Annotated in this window: 24 protein-coding genes, 1 riboswitch and 1 other annotated feature; all 24 genes read right to left on the bottom strand. The window is 43.6% G+C overall.

What is annotated here, in order from left to right; all coding sequences use genetic code 11:
- Nucleotides 1–45: 45 nt before the first annotated feature.
- On the bottom strand, nt 46–801 hold the full coding sequence (gene cobA, locus M1D81_RS07840; RefSeq protein WP_041108928.1) for a uroporphyrinogen-III C-methyltransferase: 756 nt from the start codon (nt 799–801) through the stop codon (nt 46–48).
- A gap of 29 nt (nt 802–830) precedes the next feature.
- Nucleotides 831–1,424, bottom strand: coding sequence for an adenylyl-sulfate kinase (gene cysC / locus M1D81_RS07835; RefSeq protein ID WP_034281722.1), 594 nt, complete (start codon nt 1,422–1,424; stop codon nt 831–833).
- 14 nt (nt 1,425–1,438) lie between these two features.
- Nucleotides 1,439–2,575: a sulfate adenylyltransferase gene (gene sat, locus M1D81_RS07830; protein ID WP_212052021.1), complete on the bottom strand. Its 1,137-nt coding sequence runs from the start codon at nt 2,573–2,575 to the stop codon at nt 1,439–1,441.
- A gap of 57 nt (nt 2,576–2,632) precedes the next feature.
- Entirely contained in the window at nt 2,633–3,697 is a 1,065-nt protein-coding gene (locus M1D81_RS07825) for an inorganic phosphate transporter (protein WP_034281721.1), read from the bottom strand.
- A 13-nt stretch (nt 3,698–3,710) separates the two neighbouring features.
- Nucleotides 3,711–4,412, bottom strand: a complete 702-nt coding sequence (locus tag M1D81_RS07820) for a phosphoadenylyl-sulfate reductase (RefSeq protein WP_024424224.1) — start codon at nt 4,410–4,412, stop codon at nt 3,711–3,713.
- Between the two features lie 45 nt (nt 4,413–4,457).
- The gene (locus tag M1D81_RS07815; RefSeq protein WP_369810469.1) at nt 4,458–4,562 is read right to left on the bottom strand and encodes a DUF2292 domain-containing protein; all 105 of its coding nucleotides are present in this window, start codon (nt 4,560–4,562) and stop codon (nt 4,458–4,460) included.
- A 116-nt stretch (nt 4,563–4,678) separates the two neighbouring features.
- Nucleotides 4,679–4,781: riboswitch (SAM riboswitch) on the bottom strand.
- A 167-nt stretch (nt 4,782–4,948) separates the two neighbouring features.
- Nucleotides 4,949–5,587, bottom strand: a complete 639-nt coding sequence (gene pyrE, locus M1D81_RS07810; RefSeq protein WP_024424225.1) for an orotate phosphoribosyltransferase — start codon at nt 5,585–5,587, stop codon at nt 4,949–4,951.
- A 7-nt stretch (nt 5,588–5,594) separates the two neighbouring features.
- Nucleotides 5,595–6,299, bottom strand: coding sequence for an orotidine-5'-phosphate decarboxylase (pyrF, locus tag M1D81_RS07805; RefSeq protein WP_456265124.1), 705 nt, complete (start codon nt 6,297–6,299; stop codon nt 5,595–5,597).
- A complete protein-coding gene (locus M1D81_RS07800; RefSeq protein ID WP_456265125.1) occupies nt 6,271–7,203 on the bottom strand; it encodes a dihydroorotate dehydrogenase in 933 nt (310 codons plus the stop codon). Before M1D81_RS07800 ends, pyrF begins: the two co-directional genes overlap by 29 nt.
- A complete protein-coding gene (locus M1D81_RS07795; protein ID WP_456265126.1) occupies nt 7,197–7,973 on the bottom strand; it encodes a dihydroorotate dehydrogenase electron transfer subunit in 777 nt (258 codons plus the stop codon). Before M1D81_RS07795 ends, M1D81_RS07800 begins: the two co-directional genes overlap by 7 nt.
- Nucleotides 7,970–11,185 (bottom strand): carbamoyl-phosphate synthase (glutamine-hydrolyzing) large subunit, encoded by a 3,216-nt coding sequence (carB, locus tag M1D81_RS07790; RefSeq protein WP_456265127.1) that lies wholly within the window; start codon nt 11,183–11,185, stop codon nt 7,970–7,972. The genes M1D81_RS07795 and carB overlap by 4 nt, the downstream gene beginning before the upstream one ends.
- The gene (locus M1D81_RS07785) at nt 11,170–12,264 is read right to left on the bottom strand and encodes a carbamoyl phosphate synthase small subunit (protein WP_024424230.1); all 1,095 of its coding nucleotides are present in this window, start codon (nt 12,262–12,264) and stop codon (nt 11,170–11,172) included. Before M1D81_RS07785 ends, carB begins: the two co-directional genes overlap by 16 nt.
- Nucleotides 12,261–13,547 (bottom strand): dihydroorotase, encoded by a 1,287-nt coding sequence (locus M1D81_RS07780; protein ID WP_456265128.1) that lies wholly within the window; start codon nt 13,545–13,547, stop codon nt 12,261–12,263. Before M1D81_RS07780 ends, M1D81_RS07785 begins: the two co-directional genes overlap by 4 nt.
- The gene (locus M1D81_RS07775) at nt 13,531–14,454 is read right to left on the bottom strand and encodes an aspartate carbamoyltransferase catalytic subunit (RefSeq protein WP_456265129.1); all 924 of its coding nucleotides are present in this window, start codon (nt 14,452–14,454) and stop codon (nt 13,531–13,533) included. The genes M1D81_RS07780 and M1D81_RS07775 overlap by 17 nt, the downstream gene beginning before the upstream one ends.
- A gap of 130 nt (nt 14,455–14,584) precedes the next feature.
- Nucleotides 14,585–15,913 carry a solute carrier family 23 protein gene (locus M1D81_RS07770; protein WP_025092549.1) on the bottom strand — a complete coding sequence of 443 codons (1,329 nt, stop codon included), beginning with the start codon at nt 15,911–15,913 and terminating at the stop codon, nt 14,585–14,587.
- Between the two features lie 155 nt (nt 15,914–16,068).
- A complete protein-coding gene (gene pyrR / locus M1D81_RS07765; RefSeq protein ID WP_024424234.1) occupies nt 16,069–16,611 on the bottom strand; it encodes a bifunctional pyr operon transcriptional regulator/uracil phosphoribosyltransferase PyrR in 543 nt (180 codons plus the stop codon).
- Nucleotides 16,612–16,780: 169 nt separating this feature from the next.
- Nucleotides 16,781–17,695 (bottom strand): RluA family pseudouridine synthase, encoded by a 915-nt coding sequence (locus tag M1D81_RS07760; RefSeq protein ID WP_456265130.1) that lies wholly within the window; start codon nt 17,693–17,695, stop codon nt 16,781–16,783.
- On the bottom strand, nt 17,692–18,159 hold the full coding sequence (gene lspA / locus M1D81_RS07755) for a signal peptidase II (protein ID WP_024424236.1): 468 nt from the start codon (nt 18,157–18,159) through the stop codon (nt 17,692–17,694). The genes M1D81_RS07760 and lspA overlap by 4 nt, the downstream gene beginning before the upstream one ends.
- A gap of 94 nt (nt 18,160–18,253) precedes the next feature.
- Nucleotides 18,254–18,628, bottom strand: coding sequence for a TraR/DksA family transcriptional regulator (locus M1D81_RS07750; RefSeq protein ID WP_024424237.1), 375 nt, complete (start codon nt 18,626–18,628; stop codon nt 18,254–18,256).
- A gap of 160 nt (nt 18,629–18,788) precedes the next feature.
- Nucleotides 18,789–21,554 (bottom strand): isoleucine--tRNA ligase, encoded by a 2,766-nt coding sequence (gene ileS / locus M1D81_RS07745; RefSeq protein WP_456265131.1) that lies wholly within the window; start codon nt 21,552–21,554, stop codon nt 18,789–18,791.
- Between the two features lie 59 nt (nt 21,555–21,613).
- Nucleotides 21,614–21,851: a binding site (T-box leader), on the bottom strand.
- Between the two features lie 59 nt (nt 21,852–21,910).
- Nucleotides 21,911–22,405 (bottom strand): DivIVA domain-containing protein, encoded by a 495-nt coding sequence (locus M1D81_RS07740; RefSeq protein ID WP_008344947.1) that lies wholly within the window; start codon nt 22,403–22,405, stop codon nt 21,911–21,913.
- Nucleotides 22,406–22,431: 26 nt separating this feature from the next.
- Nucleotides 22,432–23,208, bottom strand: coding sequence for a YlmH family RNA-binding protein (locus tag M1D81_RS07735; RefSeq protein WP_456265132.1), 777 nt, complete (start codon nt 23,206–23,208; stop codon nt 22,432–22,434).
- Nucleotides 23,209–23,261: 53 nt separating this feature from the next.
- A complete protein-coding gene (locus M1D81_RS07730) occupies nt 23,262–23,543 on the bottom strand; it encodes a YggT family protein (protein ID WP_073205111.1) in 282 nt (93 codons plus the stop codon).
- Nucleotides 23,544–23,549: 6 nt separating this feature from the next.
- The gene (gene sepF / locus M1D81_RS07725) at nt 23,550–24,008 is read right to left on the bottom strand and encodes a cell division protein SepF (RefSeq protein WP_024424241.1); all 459 of its coding nucleotides are present in this window, start codon (nt 24,006–24,008) and stop codon (nt 23,550–23,552) included.
- Between the last annotated feature and the right edge of the window lies 1 nt (nt 24,009).

The following is a 24,009-nucleotide window of genomic DNA, read 5'->3' as shown; positions in this document are numbered from 1 at the left end:
AGACGAAAAGACACGATGTATATACGTGTCTTTTCTCTATCATTCTCATTTCTCAATTAATGCGGGTTCAAACCAGTTCAGCTTTTGGTGAAAATGAACGACATCTCCAACAACAATTAAACTTGGATGCTCGATCCCTTCTTTTTCAACGGTTTCAGACAGTGTCGCAACCGTGCAGCAAGTTGTCTTTTGCCTTGTTGTGGTTCCCCAGTGTATAAATGCAGCGGGTGTTTCTGGGTCCCGTCCATTTTTCAAAAGCAGGCGCTGCACTCTCTCCACGTTTTTGACACCCATGTAAATCACAAGAGTATCAATCCCTGTAGCCAGCGCCTCCCACTTTTCTTCAAAATGTTCATCCTTTTGATAGTGGCCCGTGACAAAAGCTACATTTGAGCTGAATTCACGATGTGTCACAGGGATGCCCGCATAAGCAGCCGCTGCAATCCCAGAAGTAATTCCCGGGACGACCTCATAAGGAATTCCGTGCTCAGCTAAGCATTCGATTTCTTCACCGCCGCGGCCAAAGACAAAGGGGTCGCCGCCTTTTAGACGAACGACAACGTTCCCTTCCTTTGCATGAGCCACAAGGGCTTCATTGATGGCTTCCTGCCTCATTGTATGATGATTTGGCAGCTTGCCGCAATAAATCAATTCCGCCTCCGGTTTGGCATGGGCAAGAATTTCTTGATTGACAAGACGATCATATAAGATGACATCTGCCTGCTGTATCGCCTTATGGGCCTTTAATGTGATTAAATCTGGGTCACCGGGTCCAGCACCCACAATGTATACTTTCCCCATCTTGCTTTTCTCCCCCTGCCATCAGGCGATTATTTCGTAGTTCCTTTTACATAATCAACAAGACGCTGTTTAGATTCCTCACGGGATAATTCCCCTGTATCTAATACGAGCTCAGGCGCAGCAGGCTCTTCATACGGTGAATCGATTCCAGTGAAAAACGGAATTTCGCCGTTTCTCGCCTTTTTATATAACCCTTTTGGATCACGCTCTTCACACACGTTCAGATCACATTTGACAAACACTTCGTGAAATTCTCCATCTTCGACCAACTGTCTGACAGTATGGCGGTCTTCTTGAAATGGAGAAATAAAAGCAGTGATGACAATCGTCCCTTGCTCCACAAACAATTTCGCCACTTCTCCGATCCGGCGGATGTTTTCTTTTCTGTCATCATCTGAAAACCCTAGATCTTTATTGAGTCCGTGCCGCACGTTATCGCCGTCAAGAACTGTGACTTGGTAGCCTTGTTCAAACAGCTCTCTTGCAGCTGCATTCGCGATCGTTGATTTCCCTGACCCGCTTAGACCTGTAAGCCAGATAATGCCGCTCGTATGATTGTTTTTTTGTTGATATTCTTTTTTTGTAATTGATGAATCATGCCACACGATATGTTCGTTGCTCATATCATACCCTCCCATTAAGATACCGTCGTTTTTAATCCTTCGATTAATGTTTCAATGACTTCTTTTCGGCTGAACGTGCTTGGTGGTAATTCACCGTTTCTCAGCATTGTTCGAACCTTTGTACCTGAAAGAATGACATGCTCGCTTTTGTCGTGAGGACACGTTTTTGGTGTGGCCATCGCTTCACATGTATTACAGTAGAAGCTGTGTTCAAATTTTAATGGCGTAATGCCGATTTCTTCGCTTGTAAATTGATCAAATAGTTCCTGCGCCTCGTATGTGCCGTAATAGTCACCAACACCTGCATGATCTCTTCCGACAATAAAATGGGTGCAGCCATAATTTTTCCGCACTAGCGCATGAAAAATGGCTTCCTTTGGTCCAGCATAACGCATTGCAGCAGGAAAAACACCTAAAAAGACGCGGTCTTTTGGATAATAACCGTCCAATAACACTTGATAGCTTTTCATTCTTACATCTGCTGGGATGTCGTCAGATTTTGTTTCACCGACAAGAGGATTTAAAAATAAACCATCGACTGTTTCCAGTGCTGTTTTTTGAATATATTCATGAGCACGATGAACCGGGTTTCTCGTTTGGAAACCAACAATGGTTTTCCAGCCGTTTTCTTGAAAATGACGTCTTGTTTCTTCTGGCTCATACGTAAATTGAGGGAATGGTTTTTCACTGCGTTTCGTCAGTGTAATTTTTCCGCCAATGTAAGTATCGCCGCGTTCAAATAATTTTTTCACGCCTGGATGATTGCGGTCATCTGTTTTATAGACATTCACCGCTTCTTTTTCCTTATCTGGTGTGTATTGATCCTCTACTTCAATGACCCCATATACAGTTCCATTGTAGGATAAGCGCACGATATCGCCTTGATGGATTTCCGCCGCCTTTTCTTTTGTCACTGGCAGTGTAATAGGAAGAGACCAAACGACACCACTTGCTAGCCGCATATTGCTTACAACTGCTTCATAATCCGCTTTTGTTAAAAACCCTTCAATTGGACTATATCCGCCAATTGCAATGAGTTCAAGGTCTGCAAAGGAAATCGCATCTAGTTCAATTTCCTTCGCAGCCGTGCTGAGATCATATTCTTCATTTACTCGATTAATTAATACGCCACCATGTGGTGTTAAACTCATTTGTTCATCTTCCTCTCAATGTTCATATTTATTAGATGTTAATAGTCGGATTTATGGTTAAATCCCGCCGCCCTGTTCATGAATAGAGCTGCTTTCATTTTTGACTGCTTTCATCAGACTCAGCGCACCAAGTGAGGCAAGCAGTACACTCATCATGATAAAGATAGAGTAATAGTCTCCTTTTAAGAAAAGGCTCACAAGCAAATACGATAGGCTGAGTGATAAGAAAGGTGAGACCACCCATACTTTCAGCATTTTTTTCACCACATGTTTGTGAAAAATGTTAGGCCCGCCTTTTGCCATTCCAAGCCCGATAATAGACGAGGAGGTGATTTGCGTAAGTGGAACGGGCAGCCCAAAAATAGAGCTGACGATGACAAGCCCGGCACCGGTACTCGAAAGTAAAATCCCTTCGCCTGTTTGATAGCGGGTAATTTTCTTTCCGTTTGTTTCCAGTACTCTTCTACCTAGCAAGAGGGCCCCTGCTGCGACAAAGATTCCGCCGTAAAGTGTTCCCTGCCCAACTGACAAAACGCCTGAAGCGACGAGCGGGCCGACGGCATTTGCCACATTGTTCATACCGGCTGAAAATGCCTCTAAAAATCCGCTGAGGATTAATACGACAGATAAAATAGCTGTGCCTTTTTTAGACAGCTTCCGTTTAGGGAACATTCTGATGATTTTGACGACAGCAAAGGTAAAAAGAAAGGCGAAAAGCGGGATGATAACCCAAAATGCCACAATCACTAAAATGGATTTCACAAACAAAACTTTATATGCGACTGCCACACCAACTACAGCCCCTACTGTGACCTCACTTGTTGATAAAGGAATCGCCATCAGATTTGCTATGAAAAGTGATAGTGCAGCAGAACCAATGATAATACAAACGATTTCAAGTGTAATGACTGATTCTGGCATAATACCAGAGCTGATCGTTTTGACGACCTCACCGCCGCCAATCACTGAACCTGCTAAAATCCCAACTGCACAAAAACTGAGTGCATAAATGGGCTTTTGAATGGCACCTGATCCATACGCAATGCCCATAGAAGCAGCTGCTCCGCTTGCGCCTATGTTTAAAGCAAAGAATAGACTAAATAAAATTGCGGCGATTTCCATACATTATGCTCCCTTACTCATGTAATCCGCACTCTGTCTTTGCTGTGCCTGACCATCTGCCAGAACGCAGATCATCTGCAGTAAATGCTGGCTGTGTACACGGTGCACAGCCGATACTTGGATATCCTTGGTCATGCAGCGGATTATAAGTAAGTTCCTCTCTAGATGCATATCTCCATATGTCCTTCCACGTCCAATGGATGAGGGGACATACTTTCACTGATTTGAATTTTTCATCCTTATTTAAGAAATTCGTCCCTGCTCGTTTTGGTGACTGCTCTCTTCTTAAACCAGAAAGCCATGCTGGATAACCAGACAGGGCTTCTTGCAAAGGAATGACCTTACGCATATGACAGCAGCTTTGAGGATCAGTTTTCCATAATTGATCACCGTGCTGCTCATTTTGCTGTTCAACCGTCAGCTCAGGCGTTTTCAGTACAATATCTAAACCCGGATATCTTTCCTTTACCGCATCAATTGTGTCGTAAGTTTCTTTAAAATGCAGACCTGTATCTAAAAAGACAATTCTCGCATCTTTTTTTACTTTTGCAATCAGATCAATCAGAACAATGCCCTCAATCCCAAAGCTGCACGCATATACGAGCTGGTCACCATAATGACCGTACGCCCATTTCAGTACAGACAGGGCTCCTTTATACAAATCATCCTCTTGAAATGTAATGGACGGCTCTTGCCAATTTTCATAAGTTAACATGATTTCTCCCCTTCCGGAGTACCGCTCATATTGCTATTTTCCGCACTACTTTAATCTAATTTTTTCGTTTTTTTCCACTTGAATCACTTGACCGTCCTGAACAATTAACGTAATTGAACCGAATTTCATATCCCCAATCAGTTCTTGCATATGCTTTACTAAGTCCTCATCCTGATTTTGTTTCACTTCCATCTCCTCTTCCTCCTCACCGTTAAAATAAAAAAACTTTCTTTCAGTCCGAAAGAAAGATGAGGAAGCTCGCAATTTCCTTATCTTTCAAAATAGAATCATTTTGCAGGAAGTAGCACCTTGCGAATCGCAGGTTGCCGGGTTTCATCGGGCCAGTCCCTCCACCTCTCTGGATAAGAGTTTCAATTTGTCTTAAATATTAACACAATTCAAACAAAAGTCAACCCGACTTTATTGATAGGATTAGTTTTTATTAAAATTTGAGTCTATTTTACTATTTTTACCCAAATAAAAAAGCCGTGCGGGCAGGCACAGCTTTAAAATTGTTAACGATGGACTTTGACTTTTCAGACCGTTTCTTCCATCCAAGATTCAGAGGAAGGGTCTTGTCTCCAGCGTTTTAGTTTGTTCATCGCAGACGGCTCAATCGCTTTCAGTTCAAGTGCCACGTCTGTCAATGTGTCATAGTCTGTCAGGGTGACATATGGAATATTTTTTTCTTGAAAAGCGGCCGCTGCTTTTGGCAGTCCGTATGTGAAGATTGCGGCAACTCCTAGTACCTCGCAGCCCTCAGCTTGAAGAGCAGCAACCACTTCCAGCACACTGCCTCCTGTGGAGATAAGGTCTTCGACGACGACAACCTTTTGGCCTTTCGATACGGCCCCTTCAATTTGATTTCCTTTGCCGTGTGCTTTCGGCTTACTTCTGACATAACACATCGGGATGTTCAAGCGGTCTGCTGCTAATGCCGCATGCGGAATGCCTGCTGTTGCAGTACCCGCGACAACCTCTGCTCCCTTGAAATGAGTGAGAATCAAATCTTTTAGACCTTCCGCAATGTCGTGTCTGACTTCTGGATATGATAATGTGAGGCGGTTATCACAATAGATCGGTGATTTTATACCGCTCGCCCATGTAAACGGTTCGTCTGGTTTTAATGAGACCGCTTTGATTTGTAATAGATGTTTCGCGATTTTTGATTTCATCTGGCAGTCACTCCCACTCTTTCAAAATTTGATGATAGGCTTCTAATGGTTTATCAGCTTTTGTGATTGATCTTCCGACAACAATTTGTGAAACACCTTGCTCTTTTGCATAGGCAGGTGTCGCCACACGCTTTTGGTCATCGGTTTGATCATTCGGTAAGCGAATCCCTGGCGTTACAGTGAGAAAAGAGGGTGAGATATGTTCATGAAGTGCTTTAGATTCATGAACAGAGCAAACAACACCGTCCAGTCCACTTTCATATGCTAATTGTCCGTACCGGATCACAGCCTCTTGCAGCGGACGGTCAATGAGTAACTCGCTTCTCATCATGTCTTCTGACGTACTAGTCAGCTGGGTCACTGCAATAATGCCCGGACGGCTTTGTCCAGCAGGAGTCCCGCTTTCAAGTCCCTCTAATGCAGCCTGCATCATTCGTTTCCCGCCAGCAGCATGCACATTGACCAAATCAACGCCAAGTGTGGCAAGCCGGTTCATCGCTTTTTGGACCGTTGTTGGAATGTCATGTAATTTTAGATCGAGAAAAATGCGGCAATTTTTTTCTTTCAGCGCTTCAAGGATGGCAGGTCCTTCTTGGTAAAACAGCTCCATGCCGACCTTCACAAATAATGGTGTCCCTTCAAAGGGATCTAAAAAGGCAAGCGCGTCCTGCCCTGATGGAAAATCAAGCGCGATGATGGGCAAGTGCTTCATGTTTCCAGCTCCTTCCGATACATTCCTCTACAGATGAATAACCATATGCTGCTAACACATTTGGCAGCTCTTCAATGATTTCCGGGCAAATAAATGGATTCACAAAATTCGCTGTACCGACAGCGACTGCACTTGCACCTGCTAGTAAAAATTCAAGTACATCTTCAGCACTTTGCACTCCGCCCATCCCGATAATCGGAATAGAAACCGCTTGACTCACCTCATGCACCATACGTACAGCGACAGGTTTGACAGCTGGTCCTGATAATCCGCCTGTTTTATTGGCAAGGATGGGTTTCCCCGTTTTTAAATCTAAACGCATCCCAATTAATGTGTTAATCATGGTGAGTCCATCCGCTCCAGCAGCTTCAATCGCTTGAGCAATTTCTACAATATTGGCTACGTTAGGTGACAGCTTGACATAGACAGGTACGGAAGAGACTTTCTTGACTGCTTTTGTCAATGATGCTGCCATATTTGGATCTGTACCAAAGGCGATTCCGCCGGTTTTAACATTTGGGCAAGAAATATTCAGTTCAAGGGCATGAACATTTTTTGCTTGGCTGATTTGCTTGGCTACTTCAACATAATCTTCAACCTGTGAGCCAGCAACATTCGCAATAATAGGCGTATCAAACTGCTCAAGCCAAGGCAGCTCATTTTCAAGCACGCCTTTTAGACCTGGGTTTTGAAGGCCGATTGCATTGAGCATACCAGCTCCTGTCTCGGCTACCCTTGGAGTCGGATTGCCAAATCTCGGTTCAAGGGTTGTGGCTTTGATCAGGATACCGCCCAGCAATGATAGGTCATATAAGGATGCAAATTCTCTCCCGAATCCAAAGCAGCCTGATGCAGGGATAATTGGATTCTTTAAAGATAATCCCGGTAACTCAACGTTTAGCATGACAATGCCACCTCCTCTGCTTTAAAAACAGGTCCATCAAGACACACTTTGACATAAGGTTTGTCGAGCTGATCGGTATGACAGACACATGCAAAGCAGGCACCAATCCCACAGCCCATTCGTTCTTCCATCGAAATGTAGACAGGCTTATCAGGATACGTGTCTTTCAGCGCTTTTAGCATAGGTGTTGGACCGCAGGAAAGCAGCACATCAAAACTCAGGTTTTGCTCTTTTATCACATCTGTTACAAAGCCTTTAGCACCGTATGTGCCATCAACCGTTGCAATAAACGTATCGCCGAGTGCTTGAAATTTTTCCTCGTAAAATACATCCTTTTTCGACTGAAAGCCGAGGACATGCTTTACGATGACGCCTTTTTTCGTTAAACGCTTGGACAGTTCATATAGAGGTGGTACGCCAATTCCGCCGCCGACTAGTAATGCCGTCTCTCCGGGCTTGACGACTGAAGGATCATACCCGTTTCCAAGCGGCCCTAATACATCAACTGATTCTCCCTCCCGCTTTTGGGAGAGGAGCTTTGTGCCCTCTCCTTCTGCGCGGTAAATGATGGTTGCTTCTTTTTGCTCGGCATGAATGTTGGCAATACTGATCGGTCTTCTCAGCAGCGGTGTCATCGATTCACTGACCTTAAGATGAAGAAATTGGCCAGCCGTTTGAAAGGAGTCCACAAGGTCACCTTTTAATGTCATTTCGTAAATATGATCAGCGATCTGTCGGTTCGAGACGACCGTCAAGTATGCTTTTTTCATATCGTTACTGTCACCTCAGCATTCGTTTTCACTTCTGGCATTTCATCCGCTCTAAATGTCATACTCTCAAGCACTCGTAAAATGGCTTCTGCTGTATCTAGTGACGTTAAGCAAGCCACTCCGTTTTCAACAGATTCACGTCTAATTCTAAAGCCGTCTCTTGCTGGCTGTTTTCCTTTTGTTAATGTGTTGATCACGAATTGGGCTTCCCCGTTTCGAATGACATCAAGAAGATTTTTGCCTTCTTCTCCAATTTTGCCGACCACACTTGATGGAATGGAGGCTTGTTTTAAATAATTCGCCGTTCCTTCTGTTGCTAAAATATGATAGCCGATCGAATGGAATCTTCTTGCGATCTCAAGTCCTTCTTCTTTATCCTTATCAGCCACTGTCAAAAGAACTGTTCCGTCATTAGGGATTTGAATGCCTGAGGCAATCAATCCTTTATAAAGGGCTTTTTCGATCGTGACATCTTTCCCCATGACCTCACCTGTTGATTTCATTTCAGGTCCGAGTGTAATATCCACTCTTCTTAATTTTGCAAAAGAGAAGACTGGAACTTTGACGTACACTCCTTCTTGCTCTGTGTGAAGTCCTTCTTCGTAGCCATAATTTTTGAGTTTGTCTCCTAAGATGACTTTCGTCGCAAGGTTGGCCATCGGAATGCCTGTAATTTTACTTAAGAAAGGAACCGTCCGGCTTGATCGCGGGTTCACTTCAAGTACATACACTTCACCTTTTGATAGGACAAACTGAATGTTCAAAAGCCCAATAATGTTGAGTCCTTTTGCAAGCTTGATCGTGTATTCTGCGATCTTTGCTTTGATGTCCTCAGACAATGTTTGCGGCGGATAGACCGCAATCGAGTCACCAGAGTGAACTCCGGCTCTTTCAATGTGTTCCATAATGCCTGGGATTACGACAGTTTCTCCATCAGACACGGCATCTACTTCAATTTCTTTTCCTGTCAAATACTTGTCAATTAATACTGGATGCTGCGGGTTGACCTTCACCGCATTCTCCATGTAGTGAAGAAGCTCAGCTTCTTGATACACAATTTCCATCGCACGGCCGCCTAATACATAGGAAGGACGGACAAGGACTGGGTAGCCGATTTGATTGGCAATTGCTACAGCTTCAGGCACAGACGTTGCTGTTTTCCCTTTCGGCTGCGGCACACCGAGTGTTTCTAACGTTTGTTCAAACTTGTCCCGGTTTTCTGCGCGGTCTAGGTCTTCTAGAGAAGTTCCAAGAATTTTAACCCCTCTATTTGATAATTCATCTGCTAAGTTGATCGCCGTTTGTCCGCCGAACTGAACGACGACTCCTTCAGGCTGTTCAAGGTCGATGATATGCATGACATCTTCTACAGTGAGTGGTTCAAAGTAAAGCTTATCTGAAATACTAAAGTCTGTTGAGACCGTTTCAGGGTTGTTGTTAATAATGATCGCTTCATAGCCTGCTTGTTTAATTGCCCACACTGAGTGAACGGTCGCATAATCAAATTCAACCCCTTGTCCAATTCGGATAGGACCTGAACCTAATACGATAACGCTTTTCTTGTCTGTACGTTCTGATTCATTTTCATCTTCATACGTGCTGTAGAAATATGGTGTCTCTGATTCAAATTCTGCCGCACATGTATCCACCATTTTGTATACAGGTACAATGCCTGCTTCATGTCTTAGCTTGTAGACATCCGCTTCTTTCATATTCCACTCACGGCTAATGTAGATATCTGAGAAGCCTTTTTCTTTCGCTTCTTTTAATACGTCTGTATTGCCTTTGTTTTCTTTTAATGTTTTCTCAAAGGCGATGATACCTTCCAGCTTATGAAGGAAGAAGTAATCAATTTTTGAGAATTCATGTATTTGTTCGACTGTATAGCCTCTTCTAAGCGCCTCAGCGATATAAAATAATCGTTCGTCTCCCGCTTTGATAATCCGTTTTTCAAGCACTTCATTTGTGATGTCTGCTTCATCTTTTAATTCAATGTGATGCACATCGGCTTCAAGTGAACGTACAGCTTTTAGAAGAGACTCTTCTAATGTGCGGCCGATCGCCATGACTTCACCAGTTGCCTTCATTTGCGTACCAAGACGTCTGTTCGCAGATTCAAATTTATCGAACGGCCAGCGCGGTATTTTTGAAACGATATAGTCAAGTGCCGGCTCAAAGGCTGCATAGGTTTTACCTGTGACTGGGTTCATCATTTCATCAAGCGTTAAGCCGACAGCAATTTTCGCTGCCAATTTGGCAATTGGATAGCCTGTCGCTTTTGACGCAAGCGCAGAGGAACGGCTCACACGCGGGTTTACTTCGATGATATAGTATTGAAAGCTGTTTGGATCAAGTGCCAGCTGTACGTTACAGCCGCCTTCAATGCCAAGTGCACGGATCAACTTAAGCGACACATTTCGAAGCAGCTGATATTCACGGTCACTTAACGTTTGGCTTGGGGCTACAACAATACTGTCACCAGTATGGATGCCGACAGGGTCAAAGTTTTCCATGTTACAAACAACGATTGCATGGTCACCGCTGTCTCGCATGACTTCATATTCAATTTCTTTAAAGCCAGCAATGCTTTTTTCAAGTAAGCATTGTGTGACTGGGCTTAGCTTCAGACCGTTTTCAACGATTTCCTTCAGTTCTTGCTCGTTTGTACAAATTCCGCCGCCCGTTCCGCCTAATGTATAGGCTGGTCTGACGATGACAGGGAAACCGATTTGATCCGTAAACGCCATTGCTTCTTCCAGGTTATGAATGATTTCACTTTCTGGTACAGGCTCATTTAGTTCATTCATTAAATGACGGAATAAATCTCTATCCTCTGCTTTTTGGATGGCTGACAGCTTTGTACCGAGTACTTCAACGCCGCATTCAGCTAATACGCCAAGCTCTGACAATTCAACAGCAAGGTTTAATCCAGTTTGCCCGCCAAGTGTTGGTAAGATCGCATCAGGCCGTTCTTTTCGAATGATTCGTGTTAAAAATTCTGGTGTCAGTGGTTCGATGTATACCTTATCAGCCATTTCTGTATCTGTCATGATGGTCGCAGGGTTAGAGTTCACAAGAACGACTTCATAGCCCTCTTCTTTTAGCGCTAAGCAAGCCTGTGTACCTGCATAGTCAAACTCCGCTGCCTGACCGATGATGATAGGACCTGATCCGATTACTAAAATCTTTTTGATGTCTACGCGTTTTGGCATACTTCTTCCCCTTCTTTCTCAGTCGTATGAATCATTTCCATGAACTGGTCAAATAAGTAGTTTGCATCTTCTGGACCCGGTGATGCTTCCGGGTGGTACTGAACAGTGAATGCTGGTGCTTCTTTATGTTTTAATCCTTCAATCGTATTGTCGTTTAGGGCAATATGTGTGACTTCGAGCACGTCTTCGTTAATACTGCTAACCGTGTAGCCATGGTTTTGAGACGTCAGTGTCACCTTGCCAGTTGCTAGTTCTTTCACCGGATGGTTTGATCCTCTGTGGCCAAATTTCATTTTTTCTGTACTTGCACCGCATGCTAGAGCAAATAATTGATGTCCGAGGCATATACCAAAGAGCGGCACCTTTCCAATCAATTGCTGAATCATCTCAACGGCTTCCGGTACATCCACAGGATCTCCAGGTCCGTTTGAAAGCATAATGCCATCAGGCTTTAGCTGCAGCACTTCATCTGCAGTGATGTTGTATGGCACCACAATGACGTCGCAGTCACGTTTATTGAGCTCGCGCAAAATGCCGTGCTTCATGCCGAAATCGACAAGGACAATTCTTTTTCCTCTGCCTGGGCTTGGGTACGCATTTTTCACAGATACTTGACTCACTTGATCTGTTGGCAGCTGCAATGTTTGAAGGCGGCGGACAACGTCTTCTACTTGTTCATCAGGTCCTGCAAACGCGCCTCTTAAAGTCCCTGCACTTCGAATCATTCTAGTCAGCTTCCGTGTATCGATTCCGCTCAGCCCCGGAATGTTTTTCATTTTTAAATATTCATCGAGTGAATATGAAGAGCGCCAGTTTGAGGGCTTTTCACAAAGCTCTTTCACAATCAGCCCTTTCACAAACGGTGTGATCGATTCAAAATCGTCACGGTTAATGCCATAGTTGCCGATAAGCGGGTAAGTCAGTGTGACAATTTGTCCGCAGTATGATGGATCAGATAAAATTTCTTGATAGCCCGTCATCCCTGTATTAAAGACGACTTCTCCGACTGATGGTTCTAAGCTGCCAAAGCCTGTTCCTTCGAATACTGTTCCGTTTTCTAGCACTAAGCGTCTCTTCATTTTACTAGTCTCCCCTCTTCATAAACGACTTTCCCAGATGCAAGTGTCATGACCGGCCACCCTGATACAGTCAATTTGTCAAACGGTGTATTTTGCCCTTTAGATAAGAAGCTTGTTTTATCGATTGCCATTTCTTTGTTTAAATCAATGAGTGTAATATCAGCTACGTGTCCTTCTTCAAGCTTTCCGTATGGAAGAGAAAATGCTTCTGCTGGTTTGATTGTCATATAATCAACAAGTTCTTTTAATGTCCATTCGCCTGTTTTGACAAATCGTGTATACAGAAGCGGGAACGCTGTTTCAAGTCCCACAATTCCAAACGGGGCACGCTGCATGGTTTCGTTCTTTTCTTCTTCTGTATGCGGCGCATGATCTGTTGCGATGAAATCAATCGTTCCATCTAACAGTCCCTCGATCAATGCCTCGCGATCCTCTTTTCCTCTGAGCGGCGGGTTCATTTTATAATTTGTATCAAGACCTGGAATGTCCGTATCACACAACAGCAGGTGATGCGGTGATACCTCAGCCGTCACACGGATGCCTGCTTTTTTTGCATCGCGTACGACCCGCACAGATTCCTTCGTACTGATATGACATACATGATAATGACAGTTCGCTGCTTCTGCTAAAAGAACATCTCTTGCAATATGCACCGATTCACAAATGGACGGTATTCCGTTTAACCCATTTGCTTTTGAAAATTCTCCTTCATGAACGCACCCGCCGTATATGAGCGAGTTATCTTCACAGTGCGCCACAATCGCTTGATCAAGACTTGCTGCCTGTTTCATCGCTTCGTACATCATGCCTGCTGTTTGGATACCGACACCGTCATCTGTAAAAGCAAAGGCGCCTGCTTCTTTTAGTGCTGCAAAATCCGTCATCTCTTCCCCAATTTGCCTCGTTGTGATGGAGGCGTATGGCAGCACTCTCACAGATGAGGTCTCTTCGATTCGATTCATCAGCCATTCCATTTGCTCTTTTGTATCTGGAACCGGCCTTGTATTCGGCATCGCTGCAATCGTCGTATATCCGCCTCTTGCGGCTGCTTTAGAGCCTGTTTCAATCGTTTCCTTTTTCTCTCCGCCCGGCTCTCTTAAATGCACATGCAGATCGATCAAGCCTGGTGACACAAATAGCCCTGCTGCATCAATAACCTCTTCTCCGTCTTCTCTTTCTAGGTGACCAATCGCTTGAATCACTTTTCCTTTTACCCTAATATCCTGCTGCACTCTTTCACCTGTGCTTGTTAAGATAAAACCGTTTTTAATGAGATATGACATAGACAGAATCTCTCCCTTTTTGATGTAGTGTGCTTTTTTGAAAAGCTCTTTTTAATACGGCCATTCGGATATAAACACCATTTTCCATTTGTTTGAAAATCCTTGACTGCTTGGACTCTACTAATGAATCATCTATTTCAACACCTCTGTTTACTGGTGCTGGATGCATAATAATCGCGCGTTCTTTCATTTTGTTTGCTCTGTCTACTGTTAATCCATAAGTTGATAAGTAATCTTCACTGCCCATTTTTTCAGCGTGCCGTTCATGCTGGATTCTAAGCAGCATCACCACATCAGATTGTGCGATGGCTTCATCTACTTGGACATACGTTCCGTGAGGGTTTTTTTCATCCTGGAAGGAAGCAGGTCCTGAAAAGAGAACTGTCGCTCCCAGCCTCGATAAAACCTCAGCATTTGATCTTGCCACCCTGCTATGTTTGATGTCTCCATGAATCGAAATCGTTAAGCCTTCAAAGCCGCCAAACTCTTCAAAGATGGTCATGAGGTCAAGCAGTGATTGGGTTGGATGCTGTCCGCAGCCATCTCCTGCATTGATGATGGGAATTCCAACCTTCCCGATCAGCTCGTTATAATATTCATCGGTGCTGTCCCTGATCACACATGCCTTTACTCCGATCGATTCGAGTGTTTTTACCGTATCGTAAAGTGTTTCGCCCTTTTGAACGGAGGTGCTTGCCGCATCTAAGCTCAGGACATTCATCCCTAATTTCTTCTCGGCTACTTCGAAGCTAAAACGTGTTCTTGTGCTTGGTTCAAAGAAGAGGTTTGCCACAAATTCTCCGGCTAATCCATGTTCTTGTTTCCCCTTTTTGAGTGCAGCTGCTTCTTCAATCAGCTGTAAAATCTCTTCTTTTGATAAGCTGCTCATTGTCGATAAATCATTCATTTTTTCTTCCCCCTCTAGTTTTTCATCACTTTCAGGTTCAAAAAAACCCTAAGCCTCGGCAGCTTAGGGTTCTCCAAAAGAAGCAGCGGCACTTTTGTGCATTCTGCTCCATTTAGAACCCTTGTCAGCCTCACTGGACTTCTTTTAAAAGGTTTTCTGTATTTGATTCATTTGAGTTGTCATCTTCTGCTTTTTGATGCGGCAGGATCAAATTTAACAGGACACCCGTAATCGCAGCAAGTGCCATTCCAGATAGGGTGAGATTGATTTGTTTCACCTCAATGAATGCCCCGCCAATCCCAATGACTAGGATGACTGATGCGATAATGAGATTACGCTTTTCTTCAAAATTCACTTTATGATCAATCAGAATTCTCAGGCCGCTTGAAGCAATGATTCCAAAGAGCAGGAACGAAACGCCTCCCATCACTGCGGACGGCACTGTACTGATTAATGCTGAAATTTTTCCTACAAAACCGAAGCAGATCGCAAACACGGCTGCTCCGCCGATGACGAAGATACTGAACACTCTTGTGATGGCAAGTACGCCAATGTTCTCTCCATAAGTTGTTGTTGGTGGTCCGCCAATAAGTGAAGCGAAGATCGTCGCCGCACTGTCTCCTAAAATAGAGCGGTGAAGACCTGGTTTTTTAATAAAATCTTGTCCTACGACCTTACTTAACACCACTTGGTGGCCGATATGCTCAGACATTGTGACAAAGGCAACCGGCACCATCACTGTGAGAATGCTTAAGGTCACAGCAGGTGTATAGTCGACAAATGGCACGACGAAGTCTGGTACAGCAAACCATTTTGCGTCAATGACCGGCTGGAAGTTCACGATGCCTTGTGTTAAAGCAAAGAGATAGCCGCTGATGATGCCGATTAATACTGGGATTAAGCTAAGGAATCCTCTTAGGAAAATCATACTGATAATCGTGACAGCCAGTGTGAAGCCAGCAACCATTAAGTGCTTGAGGCTGTAAACAAGCTCGGTTGCATTCGGATCAACATACATCGCCATGTTGACTGCTGTTCCAGCGAGTCCAAGTCCGATGACCATAATGACTGGTCCTACGACAACCGGCGGCAGAAGCTTCATCAGCCAGCCTGTACCGAGCCATTTAATGAACAGGGCGATGAGTGCATAAGCGACACCCGCCATGAAGGCGCCAACCATTGCGGCTCCAGGGCCGCCTGTTGCTTTCACATTCAGTATGGGGGCGATGAAGGCAAAGGACGATCCAAGATACGCCGGAATTTGTCCTCTTGTGATGATTAAGTAAACAATCGTTCCCACACCGCTTGAGATGAGCGCGACGGCTGGACTCATATCAATGATTTTTGGTACAAGAATGGTCGCACCAAACATCGCAAACAAATGCTGCAGGCTAAGTGACAGCCATGTGAATGGTTTTGGGATATCTCGAATGCCTAAATTGGCTTTTTGCTGACTCATGATTTTCCTCCTAGATGTGTCCTTTTTCATTAAAAAAGCCTCTTTGCGAGTATGCGCAAAGAGGCCTAGATTAACCGGACACGTCATGTTGGCCGTGTGCTCGGTGTCTCTGTTATTGCCCTCTTTGCAAACTCTCTGGAATGCATTTAAAAAGGTTATTTTTCATATATAGCGACAAGGTCGTTTTGATCTACTTCATTGAGCTGAACCATGACTGTCTCTGCTTTTGAAGTCGGAATGTTTTTCCCGATATAATCCGCTCGGATCGGCAGCTCCCGGTGTCCCCGGTCAACGAGCACAGCCAGCTGAATGGAAGATGGTCTTCCTACATCCACAAGGGCATCCATAGCTGCTCTGACGGTTCTGCCTGTAAACAGGACATCGTCAACAACAATAAGTGTTTTGTCATTAATGTCAGCTGGTATGTCTGCACCCTTTACAAGCGGGTCTTGGTTGTCTGTCTTTTTTGTCAGGTCATCACGGTATAGCGTAATATCAAGTTCACCTACAGTGACTGGATTCCCTTCAATTTGCTCGATGCGCTCTGCAAGGCGCTTTGCAAGATGTATGCCTCTTGTCTTGATCCCGGCAAGGATGACATCCTTCATCCCTTTGTTGCGCTCAATCATTTCATGTGCAATGCGGGTAAGCGCTCGTCTGATCGCTTGTTCATCAAGAATGACTGCTTTTTGTTCCATCTTTACACCTCTTTTTGACAAATAAAAATCCCCTTCTGCAAAGGGCAGAGAGGGGCGTTCATTTGTGCATACTCGTGCACAAATTGATCCGTCATCCTTCTCAGCCTCTCTGGACTGTTTTAAAGAATCTCAATTTCTTCGTTTATTATTTCAAAAAAAGAACGGCCTGTCAATCGTTATTTCTTAATGAATCGATAAAAGCCTGCATATCAGCTGGAATTGGTGCTGTGAACTCGATATATTCTCCTGTTCTAGGATGATCAAATCCTAAAACACCTGCATGCAGCAGCTGTCCATTAAAATCGACTGTTTTTCTCGGTCCATATTTCGGATCTCCTGCAAGAGGGTAGCCGATATATTTCATATGAACACGAATTTGGTGTGTTCTTCCTGTTTCAAGACGGCATTCGACAACTGTGAAGTCTTTAAAGCGTTCAATCACATCAAAGTGAGTAACGGCTTGTTTTGCATTTTCTTTTGTAACCGTCATGCTTTGGCGGTCTTTTTTGTCTCTGCCAATTGGTGCATCAATTGTGCCTGTATCATGCTGGATAATACCGTGGACAACAGCCGTATACTTTCTTGTGACAGTTTTAGCCACCAGCTGATTGACGAGTGACTCATGTGCCATATCGTTTTTAGCGACCATTAACAGCCCAGACGTATCTTTATCAATTCGGTGGACAATTCCAGGACGCATCACACCGTTAATCCCTGATAAGTCTTTGCAATGTGCCATCAGTCCATTTACAAGTGTTCCTGACACATGACCTGGCGCTGGATGAACGACCATTCCTCGTGGTTTATTTACGACTAACACATCTGCATCCTCATAATAAATATCAAGATCCATTGGTTCTGCTTCTACATCTAGCGCTTCCGGATCTGGAATCTCCACTTTGATTTGATCCCCAGCTTGTACTTTGTAATTGGCCTTTACTTGTTTCCCGTTTACTTCGATCAGCCCTTCTTTTACCCATTGCTGGACTTGGGTTCTTGACCATTCTGGTTCTGTCGTGCTTAGAAATTTATCTAGCCGTTCACTCGTTTGTTCTTCTGAAACGGCAATATTTACTTGATTCATGTAGTTGACTCCTTATTTTTCTTTCCATCTAACAGCATTTGAATGAAGAGCAGAATAACCCCTACACAGAGAGAAGAATCTGCAATATTAAAGATTGGGTAATGATAGTCCCCAAATACGAAATGAGCAAAATCAACCACTTCCTGACGGAAAATACGGTCGATAAAGTTTCCGATCGCTCCGCCAAGCATTAAGGCCAGCGCTACTCCCAGCAGCTTGTCCTTTTGTCCATGTTTTTGTAAGTAATAAACAATTCCCGCAATAACAACGAGTGTGATCACATAGAAAAACCACATTTGCCCTTGGAGAATTCCCCATGCGGCTCCTGAATTTCGGTGAGACGTGATATAAAAGAATCCATCAATGACTGGAACAGAATCACCGAGCATCATATTTTTGACAATGAGCCATTTTGTTAATTGGTCTAAACAAATGATAACGAATGCGATTATGTAATAGAACACACACGTTCCTCCATCTTCATACTTTGATCTTTAAGCATTTTATCAAGAAAACAGGAAGGAGTAAAGAAACTTTAGTTGACAGACAAAAACCTCCCTACATGTGGAAGGCTTCAAAATGAGAATCATTTGATTCGTAAGGATAAGGAGTGAATGCTTTTTTCTCGTATTGCTTATGATATAAAAAGTCGTCAGCCGTGCGGGCGGTAGGAAGAATACTCATTTGTTCAAGCGGAATCACATCTCCTGTTGCCTCACATATGCCATAGGTTCCTTGTTCGATTTTTGCAATAGCGAGAGACACATCTTGCAGCTCTTCTTTGATGTGATAAAGAAGCGTGGTCGTTTTGACCTCATTCAATGTGACATGCTCAGCGGGTGAACGAAATGATGCGTATTCAAACAGTTTAGATTGCAGCTCTTCTTTCATTTGAAGGAGTTCCGTGTAAATCGTCTCTAGATCGCCATTCATGTCGCTATTTCAACTCCTGCCCTGTCGTGATAATCATATTGTTGCCCCGCCTGGTCACTTTAAAGCCATAAGATTTTTCCTTTCGTTCTAAACGCTGTCATTTTCTCATAAAAGAAAACGCCCCGCATATGACGGGGCGCCAGCTTGTGATATCGCATTGTTAATTTTGGTAATATTTCTCCACGATTTCAGCATTTTTCAGCGACAATGTTGGGTATTTCGGATTTGCACCAACGTCTTTTGAAATAATGCGGGAACGTTCGCACAGTTCTCCTTCTGCTTTTTGAACCACAATTCGTCCTGATGCATATTCAGGCGCTGATGTATCTGCATGCTGCTCATCTTCTACCGTTAATTCAGAGATGATAAAGAGCTGCTTCACATCTTCTTTAATGGATGCAAGAAGGTTTTTCACTTCGTCTGTCGCATAAAGCGTCACACTTGCTTCAAGTGAACGTCCGATGACTTTCTCGTTACGCGCAATCTCCAGCGCTTTTAGCACATCATCACGTACCTCCATAAAGCGGTCAAACTTCGCTTCTGTCGCTTCAGCTTGAGGAACTGCCACACCTTCTGGCATATCTGTTAACTGAACACTTGGCTCTTCAACAAAGCTTAAGTGGCTCCATAATTCATCTGCGGTATGCGGAAGAATTGGTGCAGTCAGCTTTACTAAAGCCATTAATGTTTCGTAGAAGACCGTCTGCATGCTGCGGCGGTCTGGATGATCGGCATGCTCAATGTAGACGACATCCTTTGCAAAATCAAGATAGAAAGAGCTGAGCTCAATCGTACAGAAATTATGAATCGCATGATACACGACCGCAAATTCGTAATCATCATAAGCTTTTTTCACTTTATCAATCAATTTGTTTAATTTGATCATGATGTATTGATCCACTTCGCGAAGCTCTTCTACCGGCACGGCATTAACTGCTGGGTCAAAGTCAAATAAGTTCCCATGCAGGAAGCGGAAGGTGTTACGGATCTTACGATAGACTTCTGCTACTTGTTTCAAAATATCATCAGACACTGGATGATCGGCTTGATAGTTGACGGAAGATACCCAAAGTCTAAGAATCTCTGCACCAAGCTGCTTCGCGACCTTTGTTGGATCAATCGTATTGCCTAATGATTTACTCATCTTACGTCCTTCTTTATCAAGCGTAAAGCCATGGCTTAGGACACCTTTATATGGTGCTTTTCCAGTGACAGCCACTGCTGTTGATAATGAGGAGTTAAACCAGCCGCGATATTGGTCAGAGCCTTCAAGGTAAAGATCTGCCGGACGGACTAGGTCGTCTCTTTCTTCTAAAACGGCTTGGTGAGAAGAACCGGAATCAAACCATACATCCATGATGTCCTGCTCTTTTGTGAATTCACCATTCGGGCTGCCTGGATGTGTAAAGCCTTCTGGCAATAGCTCTTTTGCTTCTTTTTCAAACCAAATATTTGAGCCGTGCTCTCTAAATAATTGAGATACATGCTGAATGGTTTCGTCCGTGATGATCGGCTCACCATTTTCCGCATAAAAGACCGGAATTGGAACGCCCCATACACGCTGTCTTGAAATGCACCAGTCACCTCTGTCACGCACCATATTGAACAGGCGTGTTTCTCCCCATGCTGGAACCCATTTTGTTTCTTTAATATTGTCTAATAACGCTTCTCTAAAGTCTTTAATAGATGCAAACCACTGAGCTGTCGCACGATAAATCGTTGGTTTTTTCGTTCTCCAGTCATGCGGGTAGGAGTGCGTGATAAAGTCGAGCTTTTTCAGCGCACCTTTTGCTTCAAGCTGTTCTGTGATGGCTTTATTGGCATCCTCGTAGAATAATCCTTCAAAACCAGGCGCCTCATCTGTCATCACACCTTTTTCATCTACTGGACAGAGCACATCAAGACCGTATTTCATACCGACAATAAAGTCATCTTCCCCGTGGCCTGGTGCTGTGTGAACACAGCCAGTTCCCGCATCAGTTGTCACGTGATCGCCAAGCATCACAAGAGAATCTCTATCGTAAATTGGATGTGCAGCAACGATTTTATCTAATTCTTTACCTTTTAATGTTTTCACAACTTCGTATTCTTCAAAGCCGAGTGTTGTTACTACTTGTTCAACCAGTTCAGATGCAACGACATAACGCTCAGCACCGACTTGAAGAACACTGTACTCTAAGTTTGGATGAACACAAATGCCAAGATTTGCAGGAAGCGTCCAAGGTGTTGTTGTCCAGATAATGAATTGTTCACCGTTTTCAAGAACGCCTTTGCCATCTTTTACTTTAAACGAAACGTAAATCGATGGTGAACGTTTGTCTTTATATTCAATTTCCGCTTCAGCGAGGGCTGATTCACTTGAAGGAGACCAGTTAACAGGCTTTAATCCTTTATAGATATAGCCTCTCTTCGCCATTTCACCAAAGACAAGGATTTGCTGCGCTTCGTATTCAGGCTTTAACGTGACATATGGATTGTCCCAATCTGCTCTAACGCCTAATCGCTTAAACTGGCTGCGCTGACCTTCAATTTGCTTCCAAGCATACTCCTCGCATAGTTTGCGGAATTCTGCTGTAGACATTTCTTTGCGTTTGACTTTTTTATTTTTAGTGAGAGCTGTTTCAATTGGCAGCCCGTGTGTATCCCAGCCCGGTACATATGGTGCATGATACCCGTTCATTGATTTAAAACGAACGATAAAATCTTTTAGGATTTTATTGAGTGCATGCCCCATATGAATGTCACCATTCGCATATGGAGGTCCATCATGCAAAATAAACGTCGGGCGTCCTTTAGTCCGCTCTAAAACCATTTGATAGATGTCTTTCTCTGCCCACTCCTCTTGGATTTCAGGCTCTTTGTTCGGCAAGTTCCCTCTCATCGGGAATTCTGTTTTCGGCATTAATAAGGTGTCTTTGTAGTTCATACCCATTCCTCCACATGCAAATTCTGATTAAAAAACAATAAAAAAAGCCCTCTCATCCCATAAGGGACGAGAAGGCTTGTCTCGCGGTACCACCCTTTTAGACAAGCGATATGAAAGAGCCGCTTATCCACTCTAAAATCGTAACGTGATCAGACGCCTTTTCTTACTCGTTTTTTTCAGAAAAGGAACTAAAGGGGTGATCTCATGGCAGCGTCTCGTAATGTCAGGCTTCCACCATCCCTGATTCGCTTTATTACGCATGTGACAGCTGCGAGTGTCCCTTTCAAACGTTTATCTCTTGTTAATTTATGATGGTATTATATGCAACATGAGCACGTCATGTCAAGATGATGCGCTTATTCTTTTTCGTCAAAGACAGCGTCTACTTCATATTCCAGTAAATGATCCCAATCGTCATTTTTCAGAAGATCAAGCTGCGCTTCGATGAGCATTTGGAAACGAGTTCTAAAGACCTTCGACTGTTTCTTCAGCTCTTCGATTTCCATTGCAATTTTTCTTGATTTTGACAGCGCTTCGTTGATAATACGGTCTGCATTTTTCTCTGCTTCACGAATAATCAATTTTGCTTCTTTATCTGAATGACGCTTTACGTCTTCTGCTGCTTCCTGCGCCACAAGAATCGATTTGTTTAATGTCTCTTCAATTGTTGCAAAATGACCTAGTCTTTCGTCAAGCTCGTTTACTTTGTCTTCAAGCTCGTTCTTTTTACGAAGTACGATCTCGTAGTCTTTACGTACTTGGCTTAAAAATTCGTTTACTTCATCTTCGTCATAGCCGCGAAAGCTTTTTGTGAACGTTTTATTATGAATATCATTAGGTGTTAATGGCAACCTCGCCACCTCCAGATTCAAGTTCGTTATGTCAGAAGCTCAAATGTTACTTTGAATTTATCTTTTTTGGTCTTCCCATCAATCGTTTTGAGGCTAAAGCGGCCAAATCCCCGAACAGAGAGCTGATCGCCTTCACCGATTGTAAAAGAAGGGTCCTCTGTGACTTTCCAATTGACTTTGACAAGCCCATTTTTGACTAAAAGCTGTGCTTTTTGCCGAGACTGACGGCTGACAGCAGCACATACAGCATCAAGCCGAAGTGAAGAAATGGTATCTTCTTTAATATCAGTCTTCGTCATCACTGGCTTTATTTCTGCCTGCGTGATTTCCTCTAATGAAACGGATGCTCTGCCGACATGTGTCAGCTGCGCCCGCACAAAATCGGCGACATCACTTGTACAAATAAACTGCACATCTTCCTCTGAAAATAATAGATCTCCGAATTTTTGACGCTTCAAGCCTGTCCCAATCAATGAGCCGAGAAGCTTCGGGTGTTCTAAGGAAATAAACTTTTTCGCATAGTTCACCCGAAAATATGACAGCTCAACATCTTGAATAGAAGGTTCTAAATAATCAGGATAAATGAGGGCTCTTTTCCGCTCCGCTCCCTCATACCCGCCAAAAAACATGATCCCAAGTTCTTCGCCATGCTGAATGACGGACTCAGTAATAAATTGCTCACGCGGATCAAGGAAATCTGTTAATTTCATTCGATATTGGTCGAGTGCGATTTTTTTCCAGCCTAACACTTGGTCGACAAATGGCTGTTCGTCTTTTCTAAAATGCTGATAGATATCGCTCATTTTGTTCCCCTCTTATGTAAAAGAGCCTGGCAGTGCCAAGCCCGGCAGCCTGTTTACATGAAGCGCACAATCATATTGTAAAGACCCGTTAGTCCATATGATGATGCAAAACGAATCACAAGCAATGCCACAATCGGCGAGATGTCAATCATGCCGATTGGCGGAATAATTTTACGAAATGGTTCTAAATACGGTTCGCAAATATTTGTCAGAAAACGGCCAATCACAGTTTCTCTTGCAGATGGCACCCATGACATAAAGATGTAAATAATAATTGCGAATGAGTAAATCGTTAATACAGTCTGTAAAAACTGGAAAATGTAATATAGAATCACTATGATTTACCACCTCTGAGGTTCTTCCTCTGTCAATAGCTCTGATATTGTACCAGATACATCTACATTATCAGGTGTGCAGAGGAATATATTCGAGCCAATACGCTGGATGTCTCCACCGATTGCATAAACGGTTCCGCTTAAGAAGTCAATGATTCGCTTTGCTTGATCATGCTGAATGCGCTGCAAATTCACGACGACTGCACGTCTGTTTTTAATATGGTCTGCAATCTCCTGCGCTTCTGCATAAACACGCGGCTCACTTAACACCACTTTAGAGGATTTTTGCACGCTTTGCAAGCTGACGACATTTTGTTTTCCTGTCTGCGGGCGATCTTGAAATGCTGCTTTGTCCTTCGTTCCTTTTTCTTCTTGAACGGGTTCTCTTTCTTCATCAATATATTCGTACTCATACTCTTCATCGTCGAGAGTGAAAAAGCTTTTAAACTTATTTTTTATGCTCATG

This window comes from Bacillus sp. JZ105 (assembly GCF_053903125.1).
Note: the sequence above shows the minus strand (reverse complement) of the source record. Positions and strands in the feature narration are given on the sequence as shown.